The sequence below is a fragment of the Plantactinospora soyae genome, from assembly GCF_014874095.1.
Lineage (GTDB): Bacteria > Actinomycetota > Actinomycetes > Mycobacteriales > Micromonosporaceae > Plantactinospora > Plantactinospora soyae.
On record NZ_JADBEB010000001.1, the window covers coordinates 9,565,327 to 9,587,416 of the forward strand.

General features: G+C 70.8%; 22 protein-coding genes. 6 read left to right on the plus strand and 16 right to left on the minus strand.

Features of this window, described 5'->3' with window-relative positions; all coding sequences use genetic code 11:
• Positions 1-241 precede the first annotated feature (241 nt).
• The 14 genes from H4W31_RS41690 to H4W31_RS44640 all read right to left on the minus strand — a co-directional run bounded on the left by H4W31_RS41690 (position 242) and on the right by H4W31_RS44640 (position 17,335).
• Positions 242-1,309 (minus strand): polyprenyl synthetase family protein, encoded by a 1,068-nt coding sequence (locus tag H4W31_RS41690; protein WP_192771621.1) that lies wholly within the window; start codon positions 1,307-1,309, stop codon positions 242-244.
• Positions 1,306-2,748, minus strand: coding sequence for an alkaline phosphatase family protein (locus H4W31_RS41695; RefSeq protein WP_192771622.1), 1,443 nt, complete (start codon positions 2,746-2,748; stop codon positions 1,306-1,308). The genes H4W31_RS41690 and H4W31_RS41695 overlap by 4 nt, the downstream gene beginning before the upstream one ends.
• Complete coding sequence (gene eboE / locus H4W31_RS41700; RefSeq protein WP_192771623.1) at positions 2,741-3,970, minus strand: metabolite traffic protein EboE; 1,230 nt, start codon at positions 3,968-3,970, stop codon at positions 2,741-2,743. The genes H4W31_RS41695 and eboE overlap by 8 nt, the downstream gene beginning before the upstream one ends.
• Positions 3,970-4,884, minus strand: coding sequence for a TatD family hydrolase (locus tag H4W31_RS41705; protein WP_192771624.1), 915 nt, complete (start codon positions 4,882-4,884; stop codon positions 3,970-3,972). Before H4W31_RS41705 ends, eboE begins: the two co-directional genes overlap by 1 nt.
• Entirely contained in the window at positions 4,884-5,543 is a 660-nt protein-coding gene (locus H4W31_RS41710; protein ID WP_192771625.1) for an EboA domain-containing protein, read from the minus strand. The genes H4W31_RS41705 and H4W31_RS41710 overlap by 1 nt, the downstream gene beginning before the upstream one ends.
• A 22-nt stretch (positions 5,544-5,565) precedes the next feature.
• The gene (locus H4W31_RS41715) at positions 5,566-6,555 is read right to left on the minus strand and encodes a sugar phosphate isomerase/epimerase family protein (protein WP_192771626.1); all 990 of its coding nucleotides are present in this window, start codon (positions 6,553-6,555) and stop codon (positions 5,566-5,568) included.
• Positions 6,552-7,505 carry an SCO3242 family prenyltransferase gene (locus H4W31_RS41720; RefSeq protein WP_192771627.1) on the minus strand — a complete coding sequence of 318 codons (954 nt, stop codon included), beginning with the start codon at positions 7,503-7,505 and terminating at the stop codon, positions 6,552-6,554. The genes H4W31_RS41715 and H4W31_RS41720 overlap by 4 nt, the downstream gene beginning before the upstream one ends.
• Positions 7,489-8,658, minus strand: a complete 1,170-nt coding sequence (locus tag H4W31_RS41725) for an inositol-3-phosphate synthase (RefSeq protein WP_192771628.1) — start codon at positions 8,656-8,658, stop codon at positions 7,489-7,491. Before H4W31_RS41725 ends, H4W31_RS41720 begins: the two co-directional genes overlap by 17 nt.
• A gap of 881 nt (positions 8,659-9,539) precedes the next feature.
• Positions 9,540-10,721 (minus strand): Gfo/Idh/MocA family protein, encoded by a 1,182-nt coding sequence (locus tag H4W31_RS41730; protein ID WP_192772806.1) that lies wholly within the window; start codon positions 10,719-10,721, stop codon positions 9,540-9,542.
• 55 nt (positions 10,722-10,776) lie between these two features.
• Positions 10,777-11,949 (minus strand): substrate-binding domain-containing protein, encoded by a 1,173-nt coding sequence (locus H4W31_RS41735; RefSeq protein WP_318783686.1) that lies wholly within the window; start codon positions 11,947-11,949, stop codon positions 10,777-10,779.
• An 80-nt stretch (positions 11,950-12,029) separates the two neighbouring features.
• Positions 12,030-13,139 carry an ABC transporter permease gene (locus H4W31_RS41740; RefSeq protein WP_404825677.1) on the minus strand — a complete coding sequence of 370 codons (1,110 nt, stop codon included), beginning with the start codon at positions 13,137-13,139 and terminating at the stop codon, positions 12,030-12,032.
• Complete coding sequence (locus tag H4W31_RS41745; protein WP_192772809.1) at positions 13,136-14,698, minus strand: sugar ABC transporter ATP-binding protein; 1,563 nt, start codon at positions 14,696-14,698, stop codon at positions 13,136-13,138. Before H4W31_RS41745 ends, H4W31_RS41740 begins: the two co-directional genes overlap by 4 nt.
• A 116-nt stretch (positions 14,699-14,814) precedes the next feature.
• On the minus strand, positions 14,815-15,993 hold the full coding sequence (locus H4W31_RS41750; RefSeq protein ID WP_192771629.1) for an ROK family protein: 1,179 nt from the start codon (positions 15,991-15,993) through the stop codon (positions 14,815-14,817).
• Positions 15,994-16,579: 586 nt separating this feature from the next.
• Positions 16,580-17,335 carry an AfsR/SARP family transcriptional regulator gene (locus H4W31_RS44640; protein ID WP_192771630.1) on the minus strand — a complete coding sequence of 252 codons (756 nt, stop codon included), beginning with the start codon at positions 17,333-17,335 and terminating at the stop codon, positions 16,580-16,582.
• A 166-nt stretch (positions 17,336-17,501) separates the two neighbouring features.
• On the opposite strand from H4W31_RS44640, the gene H4W31_RS41760 reads away from it, so the two are divergent.
• From H4W31_RS41760 to H4W31_RS41785, 6 genes are all read left to right on the plus strand, one after another.
• Entirely contained in the window at positions 17,502-18,071 is a 570-nt protein-coding gene (locus tag H4W31_RS41760) for a MauE/DoxX family redox-associated membrane protein (protein ID WP_192771631.1), read from the plus strand.
• The gene (locus tag H4W31_RS41765; protein ID WP_192771632.1) at positions 18,068-18,613 is read left to right on the plus strand and encodes a hypothetical protein; all 546 of its coding nucleotides are present in this window, start codon (positions 18,068-18,070) and stop codon (positions 18,611-18,613) included. The genes H4W31_RS41760 and H4W31_RS41765 overlap by 4 nt, the downstream gene beginning before the upstream one ends.
• Complete coding sequence (locus tag H4W31_RS41770) at positions 18,610-18,930, plus strand: hypothetical protein (protein WP_192771633.1); 321 nt, start codon at positions 18,610-18,612, stop codon at positions 18,928-18,930. Before H4W31_RS41765 ends, H4W31_RS41770 begins: the two co-directional genes overlap by 4 nt.
• 73 nt (positions 18,931-19,003) lie before the next feature.
• The gene (locus tag H4W31_RS41775; protein WP_192771634.1) at positions 19,004-19,582 is read left to right on the plus strand and encodes a hypothetical protein; all 579 of its coding nucleotides are present in this window, start codon (positions 19,004-19,006) and stop codon (positions 19,580-19,582) included.
• Positions 19,583-19,725: 143 nt separating this feature from the next.
• Positions 19,726-19,974 carry a hypothetical protein gene (locus H4W31_RS41780; RefSeq protein WP_192771635.1) on the plus strand — a complete coding sequence of 83 codons (249 nt, stop codon included), beginning with the start codon at positions 19,726-19,728 and terminating at the stop codon, positions 19,972-19,974.
• 22 nt (positions 19,975-19,996) lie between these two features.
• Positions 19,997-20,275 carry a hypothetical protein gene (locus tag H4W31_RS41785; RefSeq protein ID WP_192771636.1) on the plus strand — a complete coding sequence of 93 codons (279 nt, stop codon included), beginning with the start codon at positions 19,997-19,999 and terminating at the stop codon, positions 20,273-20,275.
• 114 nt (positions 20,276-20,389) lie between these two features.
• Here the strand turns inward: H4W31_RS41785 and H4W31_RS41790 are convergent, their stop codons facing one another.
• Both H4W31_RS41790 and H4W31_RS41795 read right to left on the minus strand, forming a co-directional pair.
• Positions 20,390-21,199 carry an ABC transporter permease gene (locus H4W31_RS41790; protein WP_192771637.1) on the minus strand — a complete coding sequence of 270 codons (810 nt, stop codon included), beginning with the start codon at positions 21,197-21,199 and terminating at the stop codon, positions 20,390-20,392.
• Positions 21,200-21,276: 77 nt separating this feature from the next.
• A complete protein-coding gene (locus tag H4W31_RS41795; protein WP_192771638.1) occupies positions 21,277-22,089 on the minus strand; it encodes an ABC transporter permease in 813 nt (270 codons plus the stop codon).
• Position 22,090: the final 1 nt, after the last annotated feature.

The following is a 22,090-nucleotide window of genomic DNA, read 5'->3' on the forward strand; positions in this document are numbered from 1 at the left end:
GGGTAGATCCGCCCGGGGGACGCCGTTCCGCCCAAGCTGCGACCGCCGCCGACGCAGGTGCGTCAGTACGGAGGTCGCCAGTCGATGGGTTAACCGCGCCGTGGTTACCTCGACGTAACAACTCTGTGCTGGGCACGACACTAATTTCTTCGTGTCGATGTGTCTATACTTTCGCCCCGACTACCCCGAACTTTCGTCCATCACGTGAAAAGTTCCGGTGCCGACGGGACGGAAATCGGCCCTACCGCTCCCGGTCCACGACCTCGGAGGCCAGCGCGGCGAGCACCGCGTCGGCCTCCCGGGAGATCGGGGCGTCCGCCAGCGCCGCCAACGCGGTGTCGGTGCGTACCTTGATCATTTGCTCGATCCGGCCCAGGGCACCGGTCTCGACGATGATCCCGCGCAGGTCGTCGGCGCCGGCCGACTCCAGGTCGGGATTGCCGAACAGGTCCTTCAACCGCAGCGCCTGGGCCCGGTTGGCACTGCCCCGGGCCAGCGCCATCATCACCGTCGGCTTCCCCTCGCGCAGATCGTCCAGCACCGACTTCCCGGTCAGCGCCGGATCGCCGAAGACCCCGAGCACGTCGTCGCGGAGCTGGAACGCGTCACCCAGCGGATCGCCGAACTCGGCCAGCGCGGTCAGCAGCTCCGGCGAACCGGCGGCCAGCGCGGCGCCGATCTGCAACGGCCGGGTCACCGTGTAACGGGCCGCCTTCATCCGGATCACGGTCAGCGCGCTCGCCACCGACCCGTCCCCCACCCCGGACACCAGATCCAGATACTGCCCGGCGATCACCTCGGTACGCATGGTGGCGAAGACGCCGTACCCCCGGTGCACCTCGTCCGGGGTCAGCCCGCACTCGTGGAACATCTGGTCGGCCCACGCCGCGCAGAGGTCACCGCAGAGCAGCGCGGTGCTGCGCCCGTACGACGCCGGATCGCCGCGCCAGGCCGACCGGGCGTGCAGGTCGGCGAAGAGCCGGTGCACCGAGGGCTCGCCCCGGCGCCGGTCGCTGCCGTCCATGATGTCGTCGTGGATCAGCGCGAAGGCGTGGAACAGCTCCAGCGCGGCCGCGGCGGCCACGATGGGCGTACCGTCCACGCCGCCGGCGCCCCGCCAGCCCCAGTAGCAGAACGTCGGCCGCAGCCGCTTGCCGCCGGCCAGTACGAACCGGTTCAGGGTAGTGAAGACCCCGCGCGGCGCCCCGTCCGGCCAGTCCGGATCCTGCCGGTCGAGGAAGGCGGCGAGCTGTGCGTCGAAGCGCTTCCGTAGCGCGCCGAGATCGACCTCCGGCACCGTCGCCGTCATGATCGCTCACCGCTGACCTGCGCGTCACGGGCGCCGGACGCTCCGGCGGCAGCTGACCCGGCCAGCCCGGCCAGGCCCAGCAGCAGCCCCTTGACCTCGGTGCCGGCGTACCGGTCCCGGGCCACCGAGGCGTCCGAGCAGAGCAGCACCGGGGCGTCCGCCGGATCGGCGGGCAGCCGGCCGTGCGAGCCACGTACCGCCCGGGCCCCGGCGTCGAGTCCGACCACGCTCATCAGATAGCGCATCCCGAGCTTCTTGCGGGCCAGCGCCACCCCCGCCCGCCGCTTGGCCGCTCCCGGCGCGGCCGGGTCGAAGAGGAGTTCCGCCGGGTCGTACCCGGGCTTGCGGTGGATCTCCACCAGTCGGGCGAAGTCCGGCGCCACCGCGTCGTCCAGCCAGTAGTAGTAGGTGAACCAGGCGTCCGGCTCGGCGACCAGCACCAGCTCGCCGGAACGGGGATGGTCCAGCCCGTGCGCGGCCTTGCCCGCCTCGTCCAGCACCTCGGCCACCCCGGGCAGCCCGGCGCAGAGCTTCGCCACCGCCGGCACGTCGGCCGGGTCCCTGACGTAGACGTGCGCGATCTGGTGGTCGGCCACCGCGAACGCCCGGGACGTCCACGGGTCCAGGTACTCCATCTTGTCCTGGGTGTAGACCCGCAACAGCCCCTCGGAGCGGAGCAGCCGGTTGACGTCGACCGGGCGGGAGGCCTCGGTGATGCCGTACTCGGAGAGCACCACCACCGTCGCGTTCCGGGCGGCGGCCGCGTCCAGCAGCGGACCCAGCACGGCGTCCAGCTCGACCGCGGCGGCCACCGCCTGCGGCGACGACGGCCCGAAGCGTTGCAGGTCGTAGTCGAGGTGCGGCACGTAGACCAGGGTCAGGTCCGGATCGTGGTCGGCCATGATCTGCTGCGCGGCCTTGCAGATCCAGGCCGACGAGGGCAGCCCGGCGCCCGGCCCCCAGTAGGTGAAGAGCGGGAACCCGCCCAGCTTGCCGGTCAGCTCGTCGTGCAGCTCCGGCGGGTCGGTGTAACAGTCCGGCTCCTTGCGCCCGTCGGCGTAGTAGATCGGCCGGGGCGTCACCGTCCAGTTCACGTCCGCGCCCATCGCGTACCACCAGCAGACGTTGGCCACGGTGTAGTCCGGGCGCTCCCGACGGGCCGCCTGCCACACCTTCTCCCCGCCCATCAGCGCGTGGTGCTGCCGCCAGAGGAACACCTCGCCCAGGTCACGGAAGTACCAGCCGTTGCCGACGATGCCGTGTTCGGCCGGCAGCGCGCCGGTGAGGAACGTCGCCTGGGCCGAGCAGGTGACCGCCGGCAGCACGGTGCCGAGTTCGGCCTGGCAACCGGCGTCGGCCAGGGCCCGGAGCCGGGGCATGTGGGCGAGCAGTCGGGGGGTCAGCCCGACCACGTCGATCACGACAAGTGGATTAGCCATCTCGCCTCCTCAGCAGCGGCGTGGGTGCCGTCGGTCCGGCCGGTCCGGCCGGAGCCGGGGCCAACCCCAACGCGGTCAGTTCGTCGCGGGCGAAGGCCAGTTCGGCGGCGATCCCGGCGGCCAGTTCCTCGTCCGATTCCGGGCGCTGCGCCGCCGGCAGCACCCCCCAGGTGTACGTCTCGACGTCCAGGTGGTCGCAGCCGGCGACCGGCCCGCTGAACAGCTCCCGCAGCGCGTCCCGCAGCACCGGCACCGTGGACTCCAGCGGCGGGGCGGGCACGGCGTGCAGCGGCACGTGGTAGTGCACCCGCCAGGAACCCGGCAGCTCCGCGTCCAACGCCTCGTCCAGGTCGTCGGCGGCGTGGGCCGGATCGGCCGGGTCGGCGGCCCCCGCGCAGGCTCGGGCCCGGGTCTGGTGCATGAAGCGCGGCTCGACGTACCCGCGCAGGGTGTCCACTGCCGCGACCGGATCGGCGGCGGCCAGCGCGGCCGAGACCTGGACCTTCACCACCGGCAACCCGGCGGTACGCAGCCGGGCCAGCGCCTCGGCCGGTTCCTCCCAGGCGCAGGCCAGATGGGCCAGGTCCAGGCAGATGCCGAGCCGGTCGGTGTCCACCCGGGACAGCTGCGCGACCGCCTGTGTGGTGGACTCGACCACGCAGCCCGGCTCCGGCTCGAACCCGACCCGGACCGCCCGGCCGGAGAGCCAGGCGATCTCGGTCAGCCCGTTGGCCAGCTCGGCCAGCACCCCGGCCGCCCGCCCGGCGCGCCGCTCGTCCCACGGCTCCCGCCAGGCCAGCGGCAGGGTGGAGACCGAGCCCCGGACGGCGTCGTCGGGGAGCAGGTCGACCAGGATGGTGGCCAGGTTCAGCGTGTAGACCAGCCGCTCCCGGGTGGTCCAGTCCGGCTCGTACACCGCCTTCTTCACCACCGGCGCCTGGAAGGCCTGGTAGGGGAACCCGTTCAGGGTCACCACCTCCAGCCCGCGCGCGTCCAGCTCGGCGCGGAGCCGGCGCCGCGCCCGCGGGTCGGCGCCCAGCCCGGCCGCGACCGGCGCGGCCAGCCACAACCCCAGTCCGAGTACGTCGGCGTCCAGCCCCTGCCGGATCCGCACCGCGTACGTGTCGAGCTGTTCGACCACCCCGGCCAGGTCCTCCGCCGGATGCACGTTGGTGCAGTAGCTCAGGTGCACCAGTTGCCCGTCGGCGTGCCGCAGCCGCATCAGCTGCCGCCACGCAGGATCGAGTTCCCCTCGAAGCTCGACGCCGGCGCCGACGCCGACGCCGACCCGCCCGTTGGGTCCCCGGACGCCGACCCGCCCGTTGGGTCCCCGGACGCCTCGTCGCCCAGTTCGAGCCGGCCGGACTGGCCGTAGAACTCGACCGGGTTGCGCCAGAGCACCCGGTCGACATCGTCGTCGTCGAAGCCGGCCGCCAGCATCGCGTCGGCGGTGACCCGGGTCAGCAGCGGATCCGACCGGCCCCAGTCGGCGGCCGAGTTGACCAGCATCCGCTCGGTCCCGTACGTCCGCAGCAGCTCGACCATCCGGGGCGGCGACATCTTGGTGTCCGGGTAGATCGAGAAGCCCAGCCAGCAGCCACTGTCCCGGACCAGTGGAACGGTCACCTCGTTCAGGTGGTCGATCACCACCCGGCCCGGGTCCAGGCCGGACTCGGCGACCACCGCCAGGCTCCGCTCGGTACCCCGGGCCTTGTCCCGGTGTGGGGTGTGCACCAGGGCCGGCAGCTCGTACTCGACGGCCAGGGCGAGCTGGGCCGCGAAGACCTCGTCCTCCTCCGGCGTCATCGAGTCGTACCCGACCTCGCCGACCGCCACCACACCGTCCTTGTCCAGGTAGCGGGGCAGCAGCGCCAACACCTCCCGGCAGCGCGGGTCGTTGGCCTCCTTCGGGTTCAGCGCGATCGTGGCGTGGTGCCGGATGCCGAACTGGCTGGCCCGGAACGGCTCCCAGCCGACCAGCGAGTCGAAGTAGTCGGCGAACGAGGCGACGCTGGTACGCGGCTGCCCGAGCCAGAACGCCGGCTCCACCAGGGCGCGTACCCCGGCGGCGGCCATCCGCTCGTAGTCGTCCGTGGTCCGCGAGGTCATGTGGATGTGCGGGTCGAAGATCCGCATCAGGCCTCCTTCGTGCTCGGTCGGTCCGGAGTGCTCAGTCGGTCCGGGGTGCTCAGTCGGTCCAGCAGCGCGGTCGCGTCGGCCGGCATCTCCCGCCCCGCCGCCCGGCGCTCCTGCGCGAGGCCGGCCAGCATGGTCGCCAGTTCACCGTCGGCCCGCTCGTCGAGGCGGTGCACCACGGCGAGCGGTATCCCGGTGAAGACGCACTTGAGCACCGCCTGCCGCCAGGCGGCCTGATCGAGCCGGTCGGCGTACGGGCCCAGCGCGGCGGCCACCAGCCGGGTGTCGTTGGTCCGGATCGCGTCCAGCAGCAGCGGCACCCCGGCCTCCCCGATCGGCAGCAGCGGCAGCGCCCGCAGCACCGCACGCTTCTCGGCCCCGTCGCCGTACCGGTAGAGGGCCTCGACCTCGCCGGTCGCCTCGGCCGGTGGCAGCGCGGTGAGCAGCAGTACCCGGGCCGCGTCGTCGGCGGTCCAGTCGGGCAGCTCCGGCAGTGGTGCCCGGCCGCACCTGCGCCCCGCCGAGGCGAAGAGCCGGCCGATCGCCGCCGGCTCGGCTCCGACCCGGCGCAGCGCCTCGGTCAGCCAGCCCCGATCGGGCAGTTGCTGGTCCGGCACGGCCTCCAGTGCCGCCCGCAGTCGTTCCGGTTCCGGTTCCATCGGTCCTCCCCAGGCCTGGATGTCAGCTCCGTCGGTGGTCGCGGTCCCCCGTGCCCGCCTGGTCAGCCCGGCGGCCCGGCGGCCCGGCGGCCGCGACCCGGTCCGGTACGGCGCGCGTCGACGTGCGGCCGGTTCCGTTCGTCGGACCCGGCCCGGCCCGGCCGGCGGCCTCGGCGGCCCGGAGGAACTCGATCGACTCCGCCGCCACCGTCGGCGCGGCGTGCGAGTGCCGGGGCAGCTCGACGGCGACCAGCCCGGCGTAGCCGGCGTCGGCCAGGGCCCGCAGCACCGGCGGGAAGTCGATCTCCCCCGTGCCGAACTCCAGGTGCTCGTGTACGCCCCGACGCATGTCGTCGATCTGCACGTTGACCAGGTGCGCGGCGACCTGCTCGACGCAGTCCGGCACCGGCAGCGGCTCCAGGCAGCGACAGTGTCCGATGTCGAGGGTGATGCCGAAGTGCGGCGGGGCGCCGAGCGCGGCACGCAGCCGCTGCCAGTCGGCGATGTCGGCCACCAGCATGCCCGGCTCCGGCTCGAACCCGAGCACCGTACCGGCGCCGTCGGCGACGTCGACCAGTTCGGCACAGCCGGCCACCAGCCGGTCCCAGGCGGTCGCCGGATCGATCCCGGCCGGCCGTACCCCGGACCAGAAGGAGACCGCCTCGGCTCCCAGGTCGGCACCGATCGCGACGGCCCGGCGGAGGAACTCGATCCGCAGCGCGGAGTCGTCGTGCAGCAGGGTCGGCGCGTGCTTACGCCAGGGGTCGAGCAGGTACCGGGCCCCGGTCTCGATCACCACCCCGAGGTTCAGCTCGGCCAGCCGCCGGCGCAGCGCCGCCACCCGGGCCGCGAGGTCGGGGCCGAACGGGTCCAGGTGGTCGTGGTCCAGGGTCAGTGCCACCCCCTGGTAGCCGAGATCGGCCAGCACCCGCAACGCGTCGTCGAGCCGGTGGTTGGCAAAGCCGTTGGTGCCGTACCCGAACCGCAGGCCGGGGCCGGGGGCGGCGGTCATGTCGGGGAGACCTTCCGGGCCAGCCGGCGGCCGAGCGGGGCGGCAGCGGCGACCGCGACCCCGAGCACCGCCGCGCCGGCCCGCGCGACCAGCGCACCCTGGAGGGCCGGCAGTCCGGTGATGCCGGCGCCGACCGCCGCCCGTACCCGGGACGCCTGTGGATCGGCGGCCACCCGGGCCTGGGCGGCGCCGTACTGCAACCCGTACCAGCCGGCGAGCACCGCCGGCACCAGCGCCCGCCAGCCCGGCCCGGCCCGGGAACCGGTCCACCGGTTGGCCCCGTCCGGATGACTCCGGTCGTCCCCGCCGCCGCTGCTGTCGCCGCCCCGTGCACCGGCCCCGGAACGGCGGCCAGCCATCGCGGCGGCGGCGACCGCGGCCGTTCCGGCCAGGGTGGCGGCCGGCAGCGCGCGGGAGGCGCCGGAGACCTCGCGCCGGGACAGCTCGGTCACGGTGTACGTGTGCGCGGCCACGGTCAGCGCCGCCGGCACCGCCCGGACGGTACGTCCCTGGCTCGCCCCGAGCAGCACGTCCAGGCCACGGCAGGCGGCCATCACCGCCGGCCCGGCCGAGGTGTTCTTGGCCACCAGGTCGTACGCCCAGATCGTGCCGGCCAGCGGCACCGCCACGGCCAGCGCCCGGCGACCACCGGCCAGGCCGGCCAGGGCGACCCCGGCGGCGGTGAGCCCGGCCGAGACACCGAGGGCGAACCCCGGCGAGACCCGCCCGCTGGGAATCGGCCGCTCCGGCCGCTCCCGGGCGTCCAGCTCGCGGTCCGCCCAGTCGTTGGCGGCCATCCCACCCCAGTAGAGCAGCACCGACGCCCCGGCCAGCCCCGGCACCCGACGGTCCAGCGCCTGGGCGGCGGCGGCACCCGCCACCACGTCCCCGGGTACGGAGAGCGCGGCGGGCGCCCGGACCAACTGGGCCAGATCACGCAGCGACGGCATCCGGGGTTCCCTCCGTACGGTCGGCGTCCAGCCCCCGGGCGAACGCGCAGAGGATGCCCCACTGGTCGGCGAGCGCGTGCGGCACCTCGCCGAGCGGGTCCTTGAAGAAGAACGCCAGTTCGGGCAGCGGCCCGGTACGGCCGGCCCGGTGCGCCGCGGCGGTCAACCGGGCCAGGTCGAGCAGCAGCGGTGCGGCGAGCGCGGAGTCGCAGCCGTGCCAGCTGAACTCCATCCGCATCGCGGTGCCGAGGAAGCCCGAGAAGGTCACCAGGTCCCACGCGGTCTTGAAGTCGCCGATGTCGTCGACGTACTCGATCCGGGTGTTGCCCTGCGGCAGGTAGCCCAGCGTCTCGCCGAGCACCCGTTGCTTGCTGGCCGACTTGGCCGCGTTCGCCGCCGGATCGGCCAGGTTCGCGCCGTCCCCGCCGCCGAGCAGGTTCAGCCCGGACCAGGTACGCACTTTCAGGTTCCGCATCGCGAACATCGGCGCCAGCACGGACTTCACCAGCGTCTCGCCGGTCTTGCCGTCGTGCCCGGCGTACGGGACACCCGCCCGGCGGGCCAGTTCGGCCACTGCGGGCAGCCGGGCACCGGTCGACGGAGTGAAGTCCACGTAGGAACAACCCGCCGTGAAGGCCGCGTACGCGTACGCGGAACTGGGCGGCAGTGGGCTGCCGACGGCGAGGGCGGCGTCCAGGGCGGCCAGGTCGGCGTGGGCCGGATCGGCCGCCGGGACCGGCTCGGTGGAGGAGACGTTGACCACCACCACCCGGTCCAGTCCGTGCCGCTCCCGGAAACCGGTGAGGTCCGCGACGATCTCCTCGATCACCGACGCCTGCCGCTCGCCGGTCGGCGCCGGTCGCAGCTCCGCCTCGACCGTGGCGAGTTCCTCGGTCAGCGCCGCCACCAGACGGGCCGGCAGCACACCGGCCTCGGCCAGTGCCTCGGCCTTCTTCGTCAGCGGAGTCGTGACCACGTCATGTCCACCGAAGACCAGGTCGGCGAGGGCCGGCAGGGCCGCGGCACGCAGGGCCGGCAGCTCGGTCACGCAGCCGGTCGGCTCGGCCAGCCCGGCCCGCAGGGCAAGCGCCCCGACCGTGCTGGTCACCGCCACCGAACCACGCCCGCCCACCAGCCAGACACCCGTACGCATCAATGCTCCTCCCTCCGGTGCCGGGTCGGGGCCTCGTGGGCACCGATCCGGGATCTACGGCGATGAACCGGGCAACTGCCGGAACGCTCGCCGAATCCGCCTATCGGGACATCTTGCCGTGATCAAGTGAAAAGCGCCCCGTCCGCCCGACCGTCGCGGTGGAACATCCCTTGTAGCAGCGCCGGAGTCGGCGGCAACGACGCTGCCCGGGTCCGTGACCGGGCGGGCGGACGGGGCTGGTAGGCAGGGCCGGTCGGCGTCTCGGTCCTGCCTCCCCCGTTCTCCACTGGCGACCGGGCAGCCGTACGCTGCCGGCTCCGGTCGCGAGTTGTCCTTGTTCAGTTGTCCCGGTGCTGTGTAAGGACTGTGGGGCGGTGGTCTACGGGCGGCGGGGCACCCGGCGCGGTGCCCGACGTTCCCGGCGTCGCGCTGGCGGCCGGCGGGGCCGGCCGGGCGCCGCTCGGGCCGCTCGGGTGGGGGTGGTCTGCGGGGGTGGGGGTGGGGGTGTGTGCGGGGGTGGGGGCTGCGGTTGGTCGGTCGGGGGTACTCCCCGGCCGGAGTTGCGGCGTCCGGCACGACCGGGGAATCCCGGTCCGGCCGCACCGGACGGCCGCGTCATCTGCCGTACGCACCACTGCCGGAACGGGCTCCGGCGTGCGGGGCGTACACCCTCCGGAGGGACCTCGATCCGATCGCGGGGCGCAACCGCGGCCGGACCCTCGCCGGTCACTCCGGAAAGCTCTCGGGTCGGGGAGGCACCGGCCCGGGTGGGGACCGGTCCACCCCCGACGGGTGGACAGTTGCCTCCGGCGGTGCCGGCCTCCACACCCGACGGGCGGGAAGCCGGCGTACGCCGGTTCGTTGCGTTCAGGCGATGCGTGTCACGCGGAGACCGGCGCGAGCACCGGCTCCACCTCGGTCCAGGAGGAACCGATCTCCGCCGACCGCGCGACGGCGTCCAGGACCAACTGGACCTGGAGCGCGTCCGCGAACGAGGGGGTCGGATCCGATCCGCTGGCGAGCGCCGCGAGGAAGTCGCGGAACTCGTGCGTGAACGAGTGCTCGTAGCCGATGATGTGCCCCGGTGGCCACCACGCCGCCATGTACGGGTGGTCGCCTTCGGTGACCAGGATCCGCCGGAATCCCTGTTCGACACCGGGTTCGGTGGCGTCGAAGAACTCCAGCTCGTTGAGGCGTTCGAGGTCGAACGCCACCGAGCCGAGCGAACCGTTGATCTCGACCCGGAGGGCGTTGCGCCGGCCGGTCGCGAACCGGGTGGCCTCGTAGGTGGCCAGTCCGCCACCGTCGAGCCGGGCCACGAAGACCGCCGCGTCGTCGACGGTGACCTGCCCGGTGGCCCCGGCACCGCCGGCGCCGTCGGCCGAGGCGGCCAGTCCGCTCGACTCGGCGGGCAGCGGACGCTCCTTGACGAACGTCTCGGTGATCGCGCTGACCCCGGTGATCCGCTTGCCGGTCACGAACTGGGTCAGGTCGATGATGTGCGCACCGATGTCGCCGAGCGCACCGGACCCCGCCTTGTCCTTCTGCAGTCGCCAGACCAGCGGAAACTGCGGATCGGTGATCCAGTCCTGCAGGTAGACCGCGCGGACGTGCCGGATCGTGCCGAGCCGGCCGGACGCGACCAGCTCCCGCATCAGGCTGACCGCGGGGACCCGGCGGTAGTTGAACCCGCACATGGCCCGTACGCCCACCGTCTGCGCCTTGGCCGCCGCGGCGACCATGGCCCGAGCCTCATCGACCGTGTTGGCCAGCGGCTTCTCGCACAGTACGTGCTTGCCCGCCTCCAGCGCCGCGATCGTGATCTCGGCGTGGCTGTCGCCGGGAGTGCAGACGTCGACGATGTCGATGTCGTCCCGGGCGATCAGTTCACGCCAGTCGGTGGTGTGGCCGTCCCAGCCGAGCCGAACGGCCGCGTCCGCGACCTTCGACTCGTCCCGGCCACAGATCAGGGCCATCCGGGCGCGTACCGGCAGGTCGAACACGCGGTTCACGGTGCGCCACGCCTGTGAGTGCGCGGCGCCCATGAACGCGTAGCCGACCATGCCGACCCGCAACTCCGAGTTGTCTACGCTGGACACCGTGGATTACTCCTGTCGGTCAGGATGCGAAGCCGAGCGGCAGGTACGCCTCGACGTTTTCTTTGGTGACGGTTTCCGAGGCGAGAACGATCGTCTTCGGCACCTGGAGTTCGGCGAGGTCGCCCATCCCGCGCCCCTGCGCGACGAGGCGGGCGATTGCCACCGCTGACGATGCCATCGTCGGGCTGTAGGTGACAGTGGCCTTCAGCGGCGTGTCGCCCTTCTTGATGGTGTCCATCGCGTTACGGGAACCCGCACCGCCGACCAGGATGAACTCGGACCGGTTGGCCTGCTTCATCGCCGCGAGGGCGCCCAGGCCCTGGTCGTCGTCGTGGTTCCAGATCGCGTCGATCTTTGGCGCGGACTGCAACAGGTTGGCCGTCACGGACTGGCCCTTGGCGACGGTGAAGTCCGCCCACACCTGGTGATTCACCTTGAGGCCGTTTCGGGCCAGGGCATCCTTGAAGCCACGCGACCGGTCCTTGGTCAGCGGCAGGAAGTCGATACCACCGATCTCGGCGATGACCGGAGCCGTCTTGCCGGCCTTCTTGAGTTCCGCGGCGATGAAGTTCCCCGCCGCCACACCCATTCCGTAGTTGTCTCCCTTGATCAACGTGCGGTACGCGAAGGGGTTGGTGAACTCGCGGTCGAGGTTGATGATCGGGATGCCGGCTTCCATCGCCTTGAGCGCGGTCGGCTCGAGCTTGTCGCCCTCGTGCGGCAGGAAGACGATCGCGTCGACCTTCTGCTGGATGAGCGACTCGACCGCGGCCCGCTGGACGGCCGGGTCGTTGCCGCCGGACTCCACCGGCACGAACGTCACCTCGGAGAACTTGGCCGCCTGCGCCTTGCCGTTGGTGGTGACGGCGAGGATCCAGCCGTGGTCGCCCGCCGGTACGGAGAAGCCGATCTTCACCGGCTTCGACGGCTCCGAGTTGGAATTGCCGGCAACGGTCTGCGAATCGCCGCTGCCGTCATCGCCCTTCTCGTTGGAGGTGCAGGCCGTCAGCAGCGTGCCGGCGCCGATCGCCGCTCCGCCGAAAAGTAGACCCCGGCGGGACAAGTGACCCAAATCCTGGGACATAGGGACCTCCTGGTCAAAATGCCTGGTGGTTGGTAGTGGGGGTGGTGTGACGGTGGCGCGGCTTGCCGGCAGAGCGCTGGCAGGCGAAGACCGTTGTGTTGCGTACACACGGCCGGCCTGATCCAGGCGATGCGATTACTTGTTGATCGAGGTGTTGCCGGTGGAGCGGCGTACGGTCGTTCGTTGGGTCACCCGGAGGCGGGGACGCCCCGGCGTTTTCGCAGGCCACCGATGCGGAACTGCTGTACGAGAACGGCACCGATGATGATCGCGCCCTTGACGATGTTCTGGACTTCGATCTGGAGATTGAGCAGGATGAACAGGTTTGTGATCATGGCGAACACCAGCACGCCCAGCAGGGTGCCGACGACGGTTCCGCGACCGCCGGCGAGGGAGGTACCGCCGATGATGGCCGCGGCGATCGCGTCCAGTTCGTAGAACTCGCCGTGGGTCGACGCTCCGGCGTTCGACAACGACACCAGGATGATCGCGGCGATCCCGCAGCAGAGCCCGGAGAGCGCGTAGAGCAGGAGTGTCTGGCGCTTGACGTTGATGCCGGCCAGACGCGCCGCCTCAAGGTTGCCCCCGACCGCGACCGTACGGCGCCCGAACGTCGTACGGTTGAGCACCACCCAGGCGATCGCCACGACGGCGGCGAAGACCAGCACCAGCAACGGGATCCCGAGAATGTCGGTCTCGGCCAGGCTGTTGATGCCGCTCACGCTGACGACCTGGGTCGTCTTGTTGGAGATCTGCGCGGCGAGTCCCCGGGCGGCGACCATCATCGCCAGGGTGGCGATGAAGGCGACCATCCGGCCGTACGCGATGAGCAGACCGTTGACCACTCCCGCGAGGGTGCCCACCACGATCGCGGTGAACAGGATGCCCACCATGCCGAACTCCTGGGTGGCCACGGTGGTACACCAGACACTGGCCAGGCCCACCAACGAACCCACCGACAGGTCGATGCCACCACCGATGATCACGAAAGTCATCCCGATGGCGAGCACGCCGACCGCGGATGCCTGGGTGAGGATCGTCATGATGTTGCTGATCGCGCGGTCCGGGTCGAGGTAGACGTCGGGCCGGCGATAGGCGGCGAAAACGACAAGCGCCAGCAGGACCACGACGAGCGCACTGTTGCGTCGTACGGACTCGCCAGCACCGCCGCGCCACCAGCCACCGCTACCCCGCTGGTCCCCCGCGCTCAACCCGCCGTCGCCCGTGGCTGGGCCGACGTCCGGTTTTTTGTCGACCGGCGCCGCAGCCGTCTCACGCTCGGGAATTATTTCGGTCACGCTGTCACCTCCTCGCTCAGGACATTTGTGGAATGCGGCCCGCCGTCAAGCAGCGACCCCGCCATGATGAGGTCGAGTACGGCATGCTCGTCGAGTTCCTCGGCCGGCGCCTCGCGAATGATCCGGCCCTCACGCATGATCAGCACCCGGTGGGCGAGGCCGAGCACCTCCGGCACTTCGCTGGAGACCAGCAGTACGCCGACCCCACGGTCGGCGAGCTGCCGGATCACCCGGTACAACTCGGCGCGTGCGCCGACGTCGACCCCCCGGGTGGGTTCGTCCAGGAGCAACAGTCTGGTGCCACCCAGCAACCACCTGCCGACCACCACTTTCTGTTGATTGCCACCCGACAGGGTGCCGACGGCACGGCCGACATCACGGGGACGCAACTGCAACTCGTCGGCCATCTCACTGCTCGCCGCCCGCTCCCGGTCGGCGCGGGTGAAGCCGCCCGCCGCGTAGTGGGCGAAGGTCGCCAGCGTCATGTTGCGGTAGATCGGCTCGCCGAGCAGGAGAGCCTGACTCTTCCGCTCTTCCGGGGCCATGCCCAGCCCGGCGCGGACCGCCGCGCCGACCCGTCCGGCCGGCAGCGGCTTGCCGTCGACCGACACCTGGCCGGCCTCGGGTCGCCGGGCACCGTAGATCGTTTCCAGCAGCTCGGAGCGGCCCGACCCGACCAGCCCGGTGATGCCCACGATCTCTCCGGCGCGGACGTGCAGGGAGACGTCGGCGAACTCCCCCGACCGGGACAGGCTCTTCACCTCGAGCAGCGGCACGCCCGTTGGCGTCGGCTGCTCGGCCCGGGGCGGGAAGACGTACTCGATGTTGCGCCCCGTCGTGTGCCTGACCAGTTCGCTGGTGGGTGTGGTGCGGGCGGGCAGGTTGACCGCAGCCGCCCGGCCGTCCTTGAGGACGGTCACCCGGTCGCCGATCTCGCGGATCTCCTCCATCCGGTGCGATATGTAGATCACCGCGATGCCCGCGCCGGTCAGCTGTCGAATCATCCGGAACAGGTTCTGCACTTCGTCGTGTGCCAGGACGGCGCTGGGCTCGTCCATGATGAGCATCCGGGTCTCGTGCGAGAGCGCCCGGCCCATGCTCGCGATCTGCTTCGCGGCCGCCGGCAGCGTCCGCACCGGCCGCCCGGGCGGGATCTCCGGATGTCCGAGCCGGGCCAGCAGCTCCCGCGTCCGTTGGCGCATCAGTCCACGCTGGACGAAGCCGAACCGACGCGGCTCGTGGCCCAGGAAGATGTTCTCCGCCACCGTCATGTCCTCGACAAGGTCGAGTTCCTGGTAGATGGTGGCGATGCCGGCCTTCATGGCGGACTGGGGCGTATTGAAGGAGATGGGCGCACCGAGCCACTCGATCTCGCCGCTGTCCGGTTGGTGCGCGCCGGACAGCACCTTGATCAGAGTGGACTTGCCGGCGCCGTTCTGCCCGAGCAGGCAGTGCACCTCGCCCGCGCGGACCTCCAGGTCCACCCCGTCCAGTGCGCGTACTCCGGGGAAGGTCTTCACGACGTCGGTGAGCCGCAGGACGACTTCGCCCGGGACCACGTCGGCCGGCGCGGCGACCGGCGGCTGCCCCTCGGACCCGGCCCCGTTTGAGGAGCCGGCCGGGTCCGAGGATCCGGCGCCGTGCTGAGGTCCGGCCGCGCTGCCATGGGTGCTGGTCACGACGCCTCCCCGAATGCGACATCGCTGGCGAGTACGGCGGCGCCGGTGACCCCGGCCCGCGAGCCGAGCTCGGAGAGGACCACCGGCAGGTTGCCGGTGGCCAGCGGTAGTGACCGCCGGTAGACCACGCTTCGGATCTCCGCGAGCAGGATGTGGCCGAGCTGGGCCAGCCCGCCGCCGATGACGATCATCGACGGGTTGGCGAAGCTGACCAGGCCGGCGAGCACCCCACCGACCCGGCGCCCGCCGTCGCGGATCAGCCGGATGCAGGTCACGTCCCCCTCGATCGCGCCCTCCGCGACGTCGAGCGCAGTGACCGCACCGGCGGCCGCGAGCCGTTCGCTGAGGGCGGGCGAGGCACCGGTACGGGCGGCAACGGTGGCGTCCTTGGCCACTGCGGCACCACTGAACAGGGCCTCCAGACAGCCGACGTTCCCACACGAGCACATCGGCCCGTGCGAGTCGACCTGGATGTGCCCGATGTCGCCGGCACACCCGTCGGTCCCCCGGTAGACCTCGCCGGCCAGGTAGATGCCGCACCCGATGCCTGTGCCGATCTTGACGAACAGGAAGTCGTCCACCGAGTGCGCGACCCCGCCGTGCCGTTCGCCGATAGCCATGATGTTGACGTCGTTGTCCACGACGGCCGGACAACCGTGCTCGCGGGTCAGCAGCTCGCGGACCGGAAAGCGGTCCCAGCCGGGCATGATCGGCGGCGAGACCGGCACTCCGTCACGGAAGCTCACCGGGCCGGGTACGCCGATGCCGACCGCGTGCAGGCGCTCGTACGCCCCGTCCGACCTCGCCTTGTGCAACAGCTCGTTGACCCGGTGCAGGATGACCTTCGGTCCGGAACGGATGTCGGTGGCCTCGGCGTACGCGGCGACCGGTTCGAGCCGGCCGTTGACCACCTCGACGTCGATCGAGCTGGCGCCCAGATCGACCGCGGCGAACCGCAGGTCGGGGTTGAGTTCGACCAGTGTGGAGCGCCGGCCGCCCCGCGAAGCGGCCAGTCCCGCCTCGGCCACGTAGCCGAGGCTGACCAGCCGTTCCAGCTCTGCGAGCAGCCGTGGCCGGGGCATCTGCAACCGGTCGGCGAGCTCGGCACGGGAAACGGCGCCCTGGTCGCGCAGCAGCCGTAGCAACCGAAGGTGCAGCGGATCCGCCGTACGCACTTGGGACTCACCTCCGTCGGCCTCACGTTCACGCCGACGCAATGCCCGCGTGTTATGTCCGACACAGTAAGAGCCTTCCGCACCAGCTGTCCAGAGCTTCATCCGATCTGACGCTAACTTTTGTCCGAACAGACAAAAGCTAGATGTGGATCTAGGAAAGCGACCAGTGACCCTCCGTGAACGGGCCCTTCTTGACCTCGCGATCGCCCTGAGCTGGACGAACAGCTCCGGTATCGCCGGGTACCCGGGCAGTGGCGGCCCGGTCACGCGCCAACTCCAGGTCCCAATCGGCACCGGACGCGGTGGCGGATCTGACGGCCAGCCGACGTTGCTCCAGGCGGCGGAGGTCAGGGGCCGTTGCTCCAGGCGGCGGAGGTCAGCAGCCGTTGCTCCAGGCGGCGGAGGTCAGCAGCCGAACCGGCACCGTGGACCGACTAGCTCCCTGGGCAGGCCCAGCGGAATCGTCGCCGAGCGCCGCGTTCAACGGCCGGGCCATGGACTGGGAGATTCCGAGTTCCATCCGAACCCGGGAGCAGTCCGACTGGTCATCGTCGCGCCGAGGCTGCCGGCTGCCGAGTTGCCGATGTCACCGCCGGCTGGCGGCCGAACACCCGATGAGCTGGTCGTGGAGGCGGAGGATGTCGGCGCTCGGGACCACACCCAACTCCTCCGCCAGGTGCCGGCACAGTTGCCGGTACACGAGGATCGCGTCCACCTGTCTGCCGCTGCGGTGTAGTGCGAGCATGAGCTGGCCCTGAATCCGCTCCCTGGCGGGGAACTCCGCACACATCTTGATCAGGTCGCCGACGATCCGCTCGTGCCGACCGCACTCCAGTTCAAGGTCGAAGAATTCCTCGGACGCGGTGAGTTGCAGTTCGGTCAGCCAGGCGGCGCTGGCGGCGACGGCCTGACTGTCAAGGTCGTCGAGCACCGGCCCGCGCCACATACCCAGGGCCGACCGGTAGTGCGCGGTGGCCTCCTCGAAGCGGCCCGCCGCCGCGGACTCACGCGCCGCCGAGACCCGGCCGACGAAGACCCGGGCGTCCAGGTCCTCGGGTCGGACGTTGAGCTGGTAGCCGCTCGGTCTGGTCTCGAGCAGCGTGTCCGGCGCACCGGCTCGCACGAGACGACCGCGCAGCGCCGCTACGCAGTTCTGCACCTGTTTCCGGGCCGTCGACGGCGGATACACATCCCAGACAGCGGCGACCAGCCGGTCGATCGAACTCCTGCCCTCAACCGCCAGCAGGAGCGCACCGAGGATCTTCCGTTGTCTGTCCCCAGTTAGATCGACGCGTCGGCCTGCCACCGTGATCTCCAGCGGGCCGAGGATAGCGAACTCCACGAACCTGCCCCCTCCGGGGCCACAGTGGAGCCAGCTGAACTTGCCAGGCCCCCCGTGACCACCCTCAGAAGCCGATCCTCCTCGATCGACTTGCTGCCGTCAACCTCGATCCACTTGCTGCCGTCAACCTCGATCGGCGATGACAAAACGATGACAAAGCCATGCAATGCTTGCCGGCGAATGTTGCTGGTACAGGAAGGACTCGCCAATGGCGTCGATGCATGACGTGGTGTTGGTGGTGGTCAACAGCGTTGCGGCCGCCATCCTGGTGCAGGCTGCGCTCAGCAAGATCGCGGCGCCATCCCATCTACGCCAGGCTCTGTCCGAAGTCGACGTACCAGACGCTCTGACGACGACCAACGCCGTCCGGCTCTATGCCGGCATCGAGTGCCTCGCCGGCATAGCGTTGCTGTTCTCGGCGACCCGTTCGGTCGGCGCCGTTCTCGTCGCCGCGCTCGGCCTGGTGTTCATCGGCCTCGGTGGGCTGGGTATGGCGCGGGGCAGTGTCGAGCCGTGTGGGTGCTTCGGTAATCCGGCCGGACGACCGCTCGGCATCACCAACGTCGCGCTCGGTGCGGCGCTGGTGGCGGCGGGGGCGACGAACCTTTTGACGCGATCGCCGACCGGCTCGGCCGCCCTGCTCGGCACGGCGCTCGCCCTGCTCGTCCTGTGCCTGTACGTCAACCGGGCCTGGGCCTGGCCGTTGATCCGTCCACGGAGGGGAACCTCATTGTGATCCTTTTTCTGAGCATCGTTGTCCTCATCCTCGCCGGCGCCATCGTCATGGTGTTCGCGATGCTCGGGGAGTTGTCGTCCCGGGTACCCGCCTCCAACGAGGAGTCGCTGCGCCGGATCGAGGCGATCGACACGGCGCGGACCGGGCACAGTCCATCCCACTGGCCGGCCGAGCTCGCGCACGTCGCCGAGCAGGAGTACTCACTCGTGCTCATCCTCAGTTCCACCTGCGTGAGCTGCGAGAAGATCGCCGGTCAGGTGTCGAAGATGCTCGACCGTGGCCCCGCGAACCTCGGCCTCGTCGTGGCGTGCCCGGCCCGGGAACGGGGTGAGCATTTCGCCGCCACGCACGGCATCGACCGCGGAACGCTCTACATCGACGAGGACGGCGCCTGGACCAAGGGCGAGTTCTCCGTTGAAACCAGCCCCGCCGCGCTGCTGTTCCGAAATGGACGGTTGCAGTCGGCGTTGCTGTTCTGGGATTTGCCCGCCGTACTGACTGCGGTGGGTTCGATGAGTGCAAACGACCAGGAGGTGGCGTGAAAACCCAGGTGAGCAAGATGACGACCGGTCGGCGGAAGGTACTGGCCGGCGTCGGGGCGAGCGGGCTGGCCATGGCGGCCGCGGTGTTCGGCCGCAGCACCCCGGCACAGGCAGCGAACCACGCGTGCTGCACGCTGGTGTTCGTACCGCCGAACGTGTCCTACGCCAGCTGCACCAGTGGCCGGCACTACGTCTGGCAGTGCACGTTCGGCACGGTCGGACCGGTGTACCGGTACAACTGCTGCGAGAAGATGAACTCCGCGGGCAAGACCATCGGCTCCGCCACGCGGTACACCTGCATCTCGAACTGCGGCTAGTTCAATGACCGTCGTCGTCGGGATCGCGCTGCTCGGCGCGATCCTCCAGATGCAGAGCCCTTGAGGCACGTCCATGGCCGGGGTCGCCGGCCCAATGCTGAGGCATGACCGGGCCGGTGCCATCCGGTTCCTGCTCGGACTCCTGATCGGCGGACTCGCCGGATCGGTCGTCCTGGCGGTGCCTTTCTACGTGCTGGGCCGGCTGACCGAGGCGCTGCTGACGGAGCAGGTGCGGTGGGTGGTCTTCGGGGTGGTCGTCGTCGTAGCCGGCGTCGTCGACCTGACGTTGCGCACGCCGCACGTTCAACGCCAGGTGCCACAACGTCTGGTACGGACCTTGAAGCCGGGCCCGCTCGGCCTGGTCTGGGGCGTTGACCTCGCGATGCTGTTCACCACGCAGAAGACGACGTCGCTGCTCTGGGTGGCGTTGGCGGGGCTGGTACTCGTCGCGCCGGGGCTCGCACCAGCCCTCCTCGCCGCGTCGTGGGCGGTGGCATGGCTGGCGATGGTCTATCTGAGCGTACGCAGACCGACACTGATTCCGATCGGTGAGGAGCGGTTGACATGGCAGGACCTGGTAAAGATTCTCCGGCGCGTGTCCGGAACGATCTTGCTGGGGACGGCGGTGATCGGAGCGTTCATGCTGAGCTGAACCCCGATCGCGTCCTCACGCCCGACCCGACCGGCGGTCAGGTCATCATCACCCGCTTCGAGTGCCCGAACCTGCGGGTACTGCTGTACCTGCTGGCGCTGCACGTCCGGATCAAGCGGGACGTACAGCGCAACGTACCGGGGTTGATCGCGAGCCGTGTCGTCGTGCACTGGCGGCAGCGGACGATGCTCAGCATCACGCTGTGGCCGGATCTCGAAAGCGTCTACGACATGGGCTCGGTGCCGCGACACGTGAGCGGATCCCGGCTCCCGGGGCGACTGGGTGTCGCGACGAGCAGCGGAGTCTTCACCTTCACCGGCGACTGGCGGCGGGTGATGTTCGGATCGCCGGCCAAGGCACGGTCACCGCTGCGGCCCCTGAAAACACAATGACAAGCAAGTCGAAGGGAGCATCATGGCAATACCAACCGATCGCGGTCACGTAATCCTGACGGAGGACGCCGCGGGCCAGACCACCGTCATGGTCGGTACCGGCTTGACCGACGGCGCGGTGCAGAACGTCTACGCCAAGCACGTCGGGGCGGCGGAGGTCAAGGTGCACCCCGGGGTGCGCCTGGCCAACGGTAGCCACGGCCGGCACAGCCTCGATGTCGTCGAGGTCTACGTCGGTGGCGACGACGTCGTCAACATCCGCCGGCTCGAAGCGAGCGGCGATCTGCGGGCGCAGGCGTAGGTAATCGGGCCACAGCCCGGTCGGTGGTCCTGGTGATCAGCGACCGGGCTGTGGCACCGTGCTGTTACGGGCACGACAGGCAGGCCCGGAACGGCCGAGCGGCCACCGGCGGCGTCACTTGCAGAGCAGTCGACCCATTCGCCGGCCCGCGACGACCAGCCCCAGCACCGTGATCCCGACCAGGTAGAGCACGTCCACGAGTTGGCCCCATCCGCCGCCGGAGACGGAGATGCCCCGGATCAGTTCGACCGACCGGTAGAGCGGGGTCACCTCGACCACCCAGCGCAGCACCGACGGGTACGCCTCGGCCGGTACGAACGTGCCGGAGAACAGGAACAGGGTGAACTGGGCCGAGCCCATCAGGTCGAAGTCCTGCCAACTGCGCATGAAAGTGGAGAGCGCCATCCCGAGCGCCCCGAACGCGAACCCGACCAGTACGGCGGCCGGAAAGGCGACCAGCGCCCGGACCGCGCTGGTCAGGTCCAGCGCCACCATGATGGCCAGGAACGCCGCCGAGTAGGCGGTGCCGCGCAGCATCGCCCAACCCAGCTCACCGAGCGCTATCTCGAACGGCTTGACCGGGGTGGCCAGGATGCCGTCGTACAGCTTCATGTACTTCATCTTGCCGAAGAAATTGAATGTCGTTTCGGCCAGCGCACCGCTCATCGCCGACGAGGCGAGCATCGCGGGTGCCACGAACGCCGCGTAGGTGACCACCTCGCCGCCGGGCAACGTCAGGTCGCCGACCAGCGCCCCCACCCCGACGCCGATGGAGAGCAGATAGAGCAGCGGCTCGAAGAAACCCGAGATCAGCACGACCCAGTACGCCGACCGCAGCGCCGCGACGTTCCGCTCGGCCACCGAGACGGAACGGCGGGCCGCTCCCTCGAAACTGATCAGTCGAGGCAGGACGATGCTGACCACGAACCTTCCTCCTTCGGTCGGGGACGGCGGAACACGTCCCGGGTGGGGCTGGTCACGGGCGGGGCGGACGGCGGCGGTCAGATCACCAACCGGCGGCGGAACCGCGACACGGCCAGTAGCCAGCCGACGCCGCCCCACGCGGCGAGATAGAGCAGATGGCCCGGTACCGACCAGGCCGGCGCGACGCCGAGGGTGGCGGCCCGGCACAGGTCGACGCCGTGCCACAGCGGCGACACGTACGCCAGCCAGCGCAGCACGGCCGGCAGCGACTCGACCGGAAAGAAGACCCCGGCGAAGAGGGTCATCGGGATGACCGCGAACCGGAACAGCATCGCCAGATAGCTGTCGCTGCGGATCGACGAGGTGTACGCGAAGACCGGGGTGGCGACCGAGAAGCCGATCAGCAGTACCAGCAGCGGCGTGGCCAGCGCCCAGGCCGAGTGCAGCGTGCCGAACAGCGCGGCGACGAGGAGGAACGCCAGGCTGCTGGTGAGCACCCGGAACAGCACGAAGGCGAGGTGCCCGCCGACGATGTCGACCACCCGCAGCGGCGTCGATGCCTGGGCGAAGTAGATCTTGATCCACTCGAAGTTGCCCAGCACCGGCCAGCTCGACTCCGCCACCCCCACCTGCAACGCGGTCGAGGCGATCAGTCCCGGCACGATGAAGTCGAGGTAGGCCACGCCTCCCACCCCGGCGTCGACGTAGGCGCCCACCCCCACTCCGAAGCCGACCACGGTGAGCAGCGGCAGCAGGAACGACGAGAACACTCCGGCCCGCCAGGTACGGCGGTACGCGACGAGGTGGTACTCCAGCACCGCCAGGGCGGGAAGCCGGCCGACCAGCCCGGTCGTCGGGCGGGTCGGCGCGGCGGCGTCCGCGAGCGACATC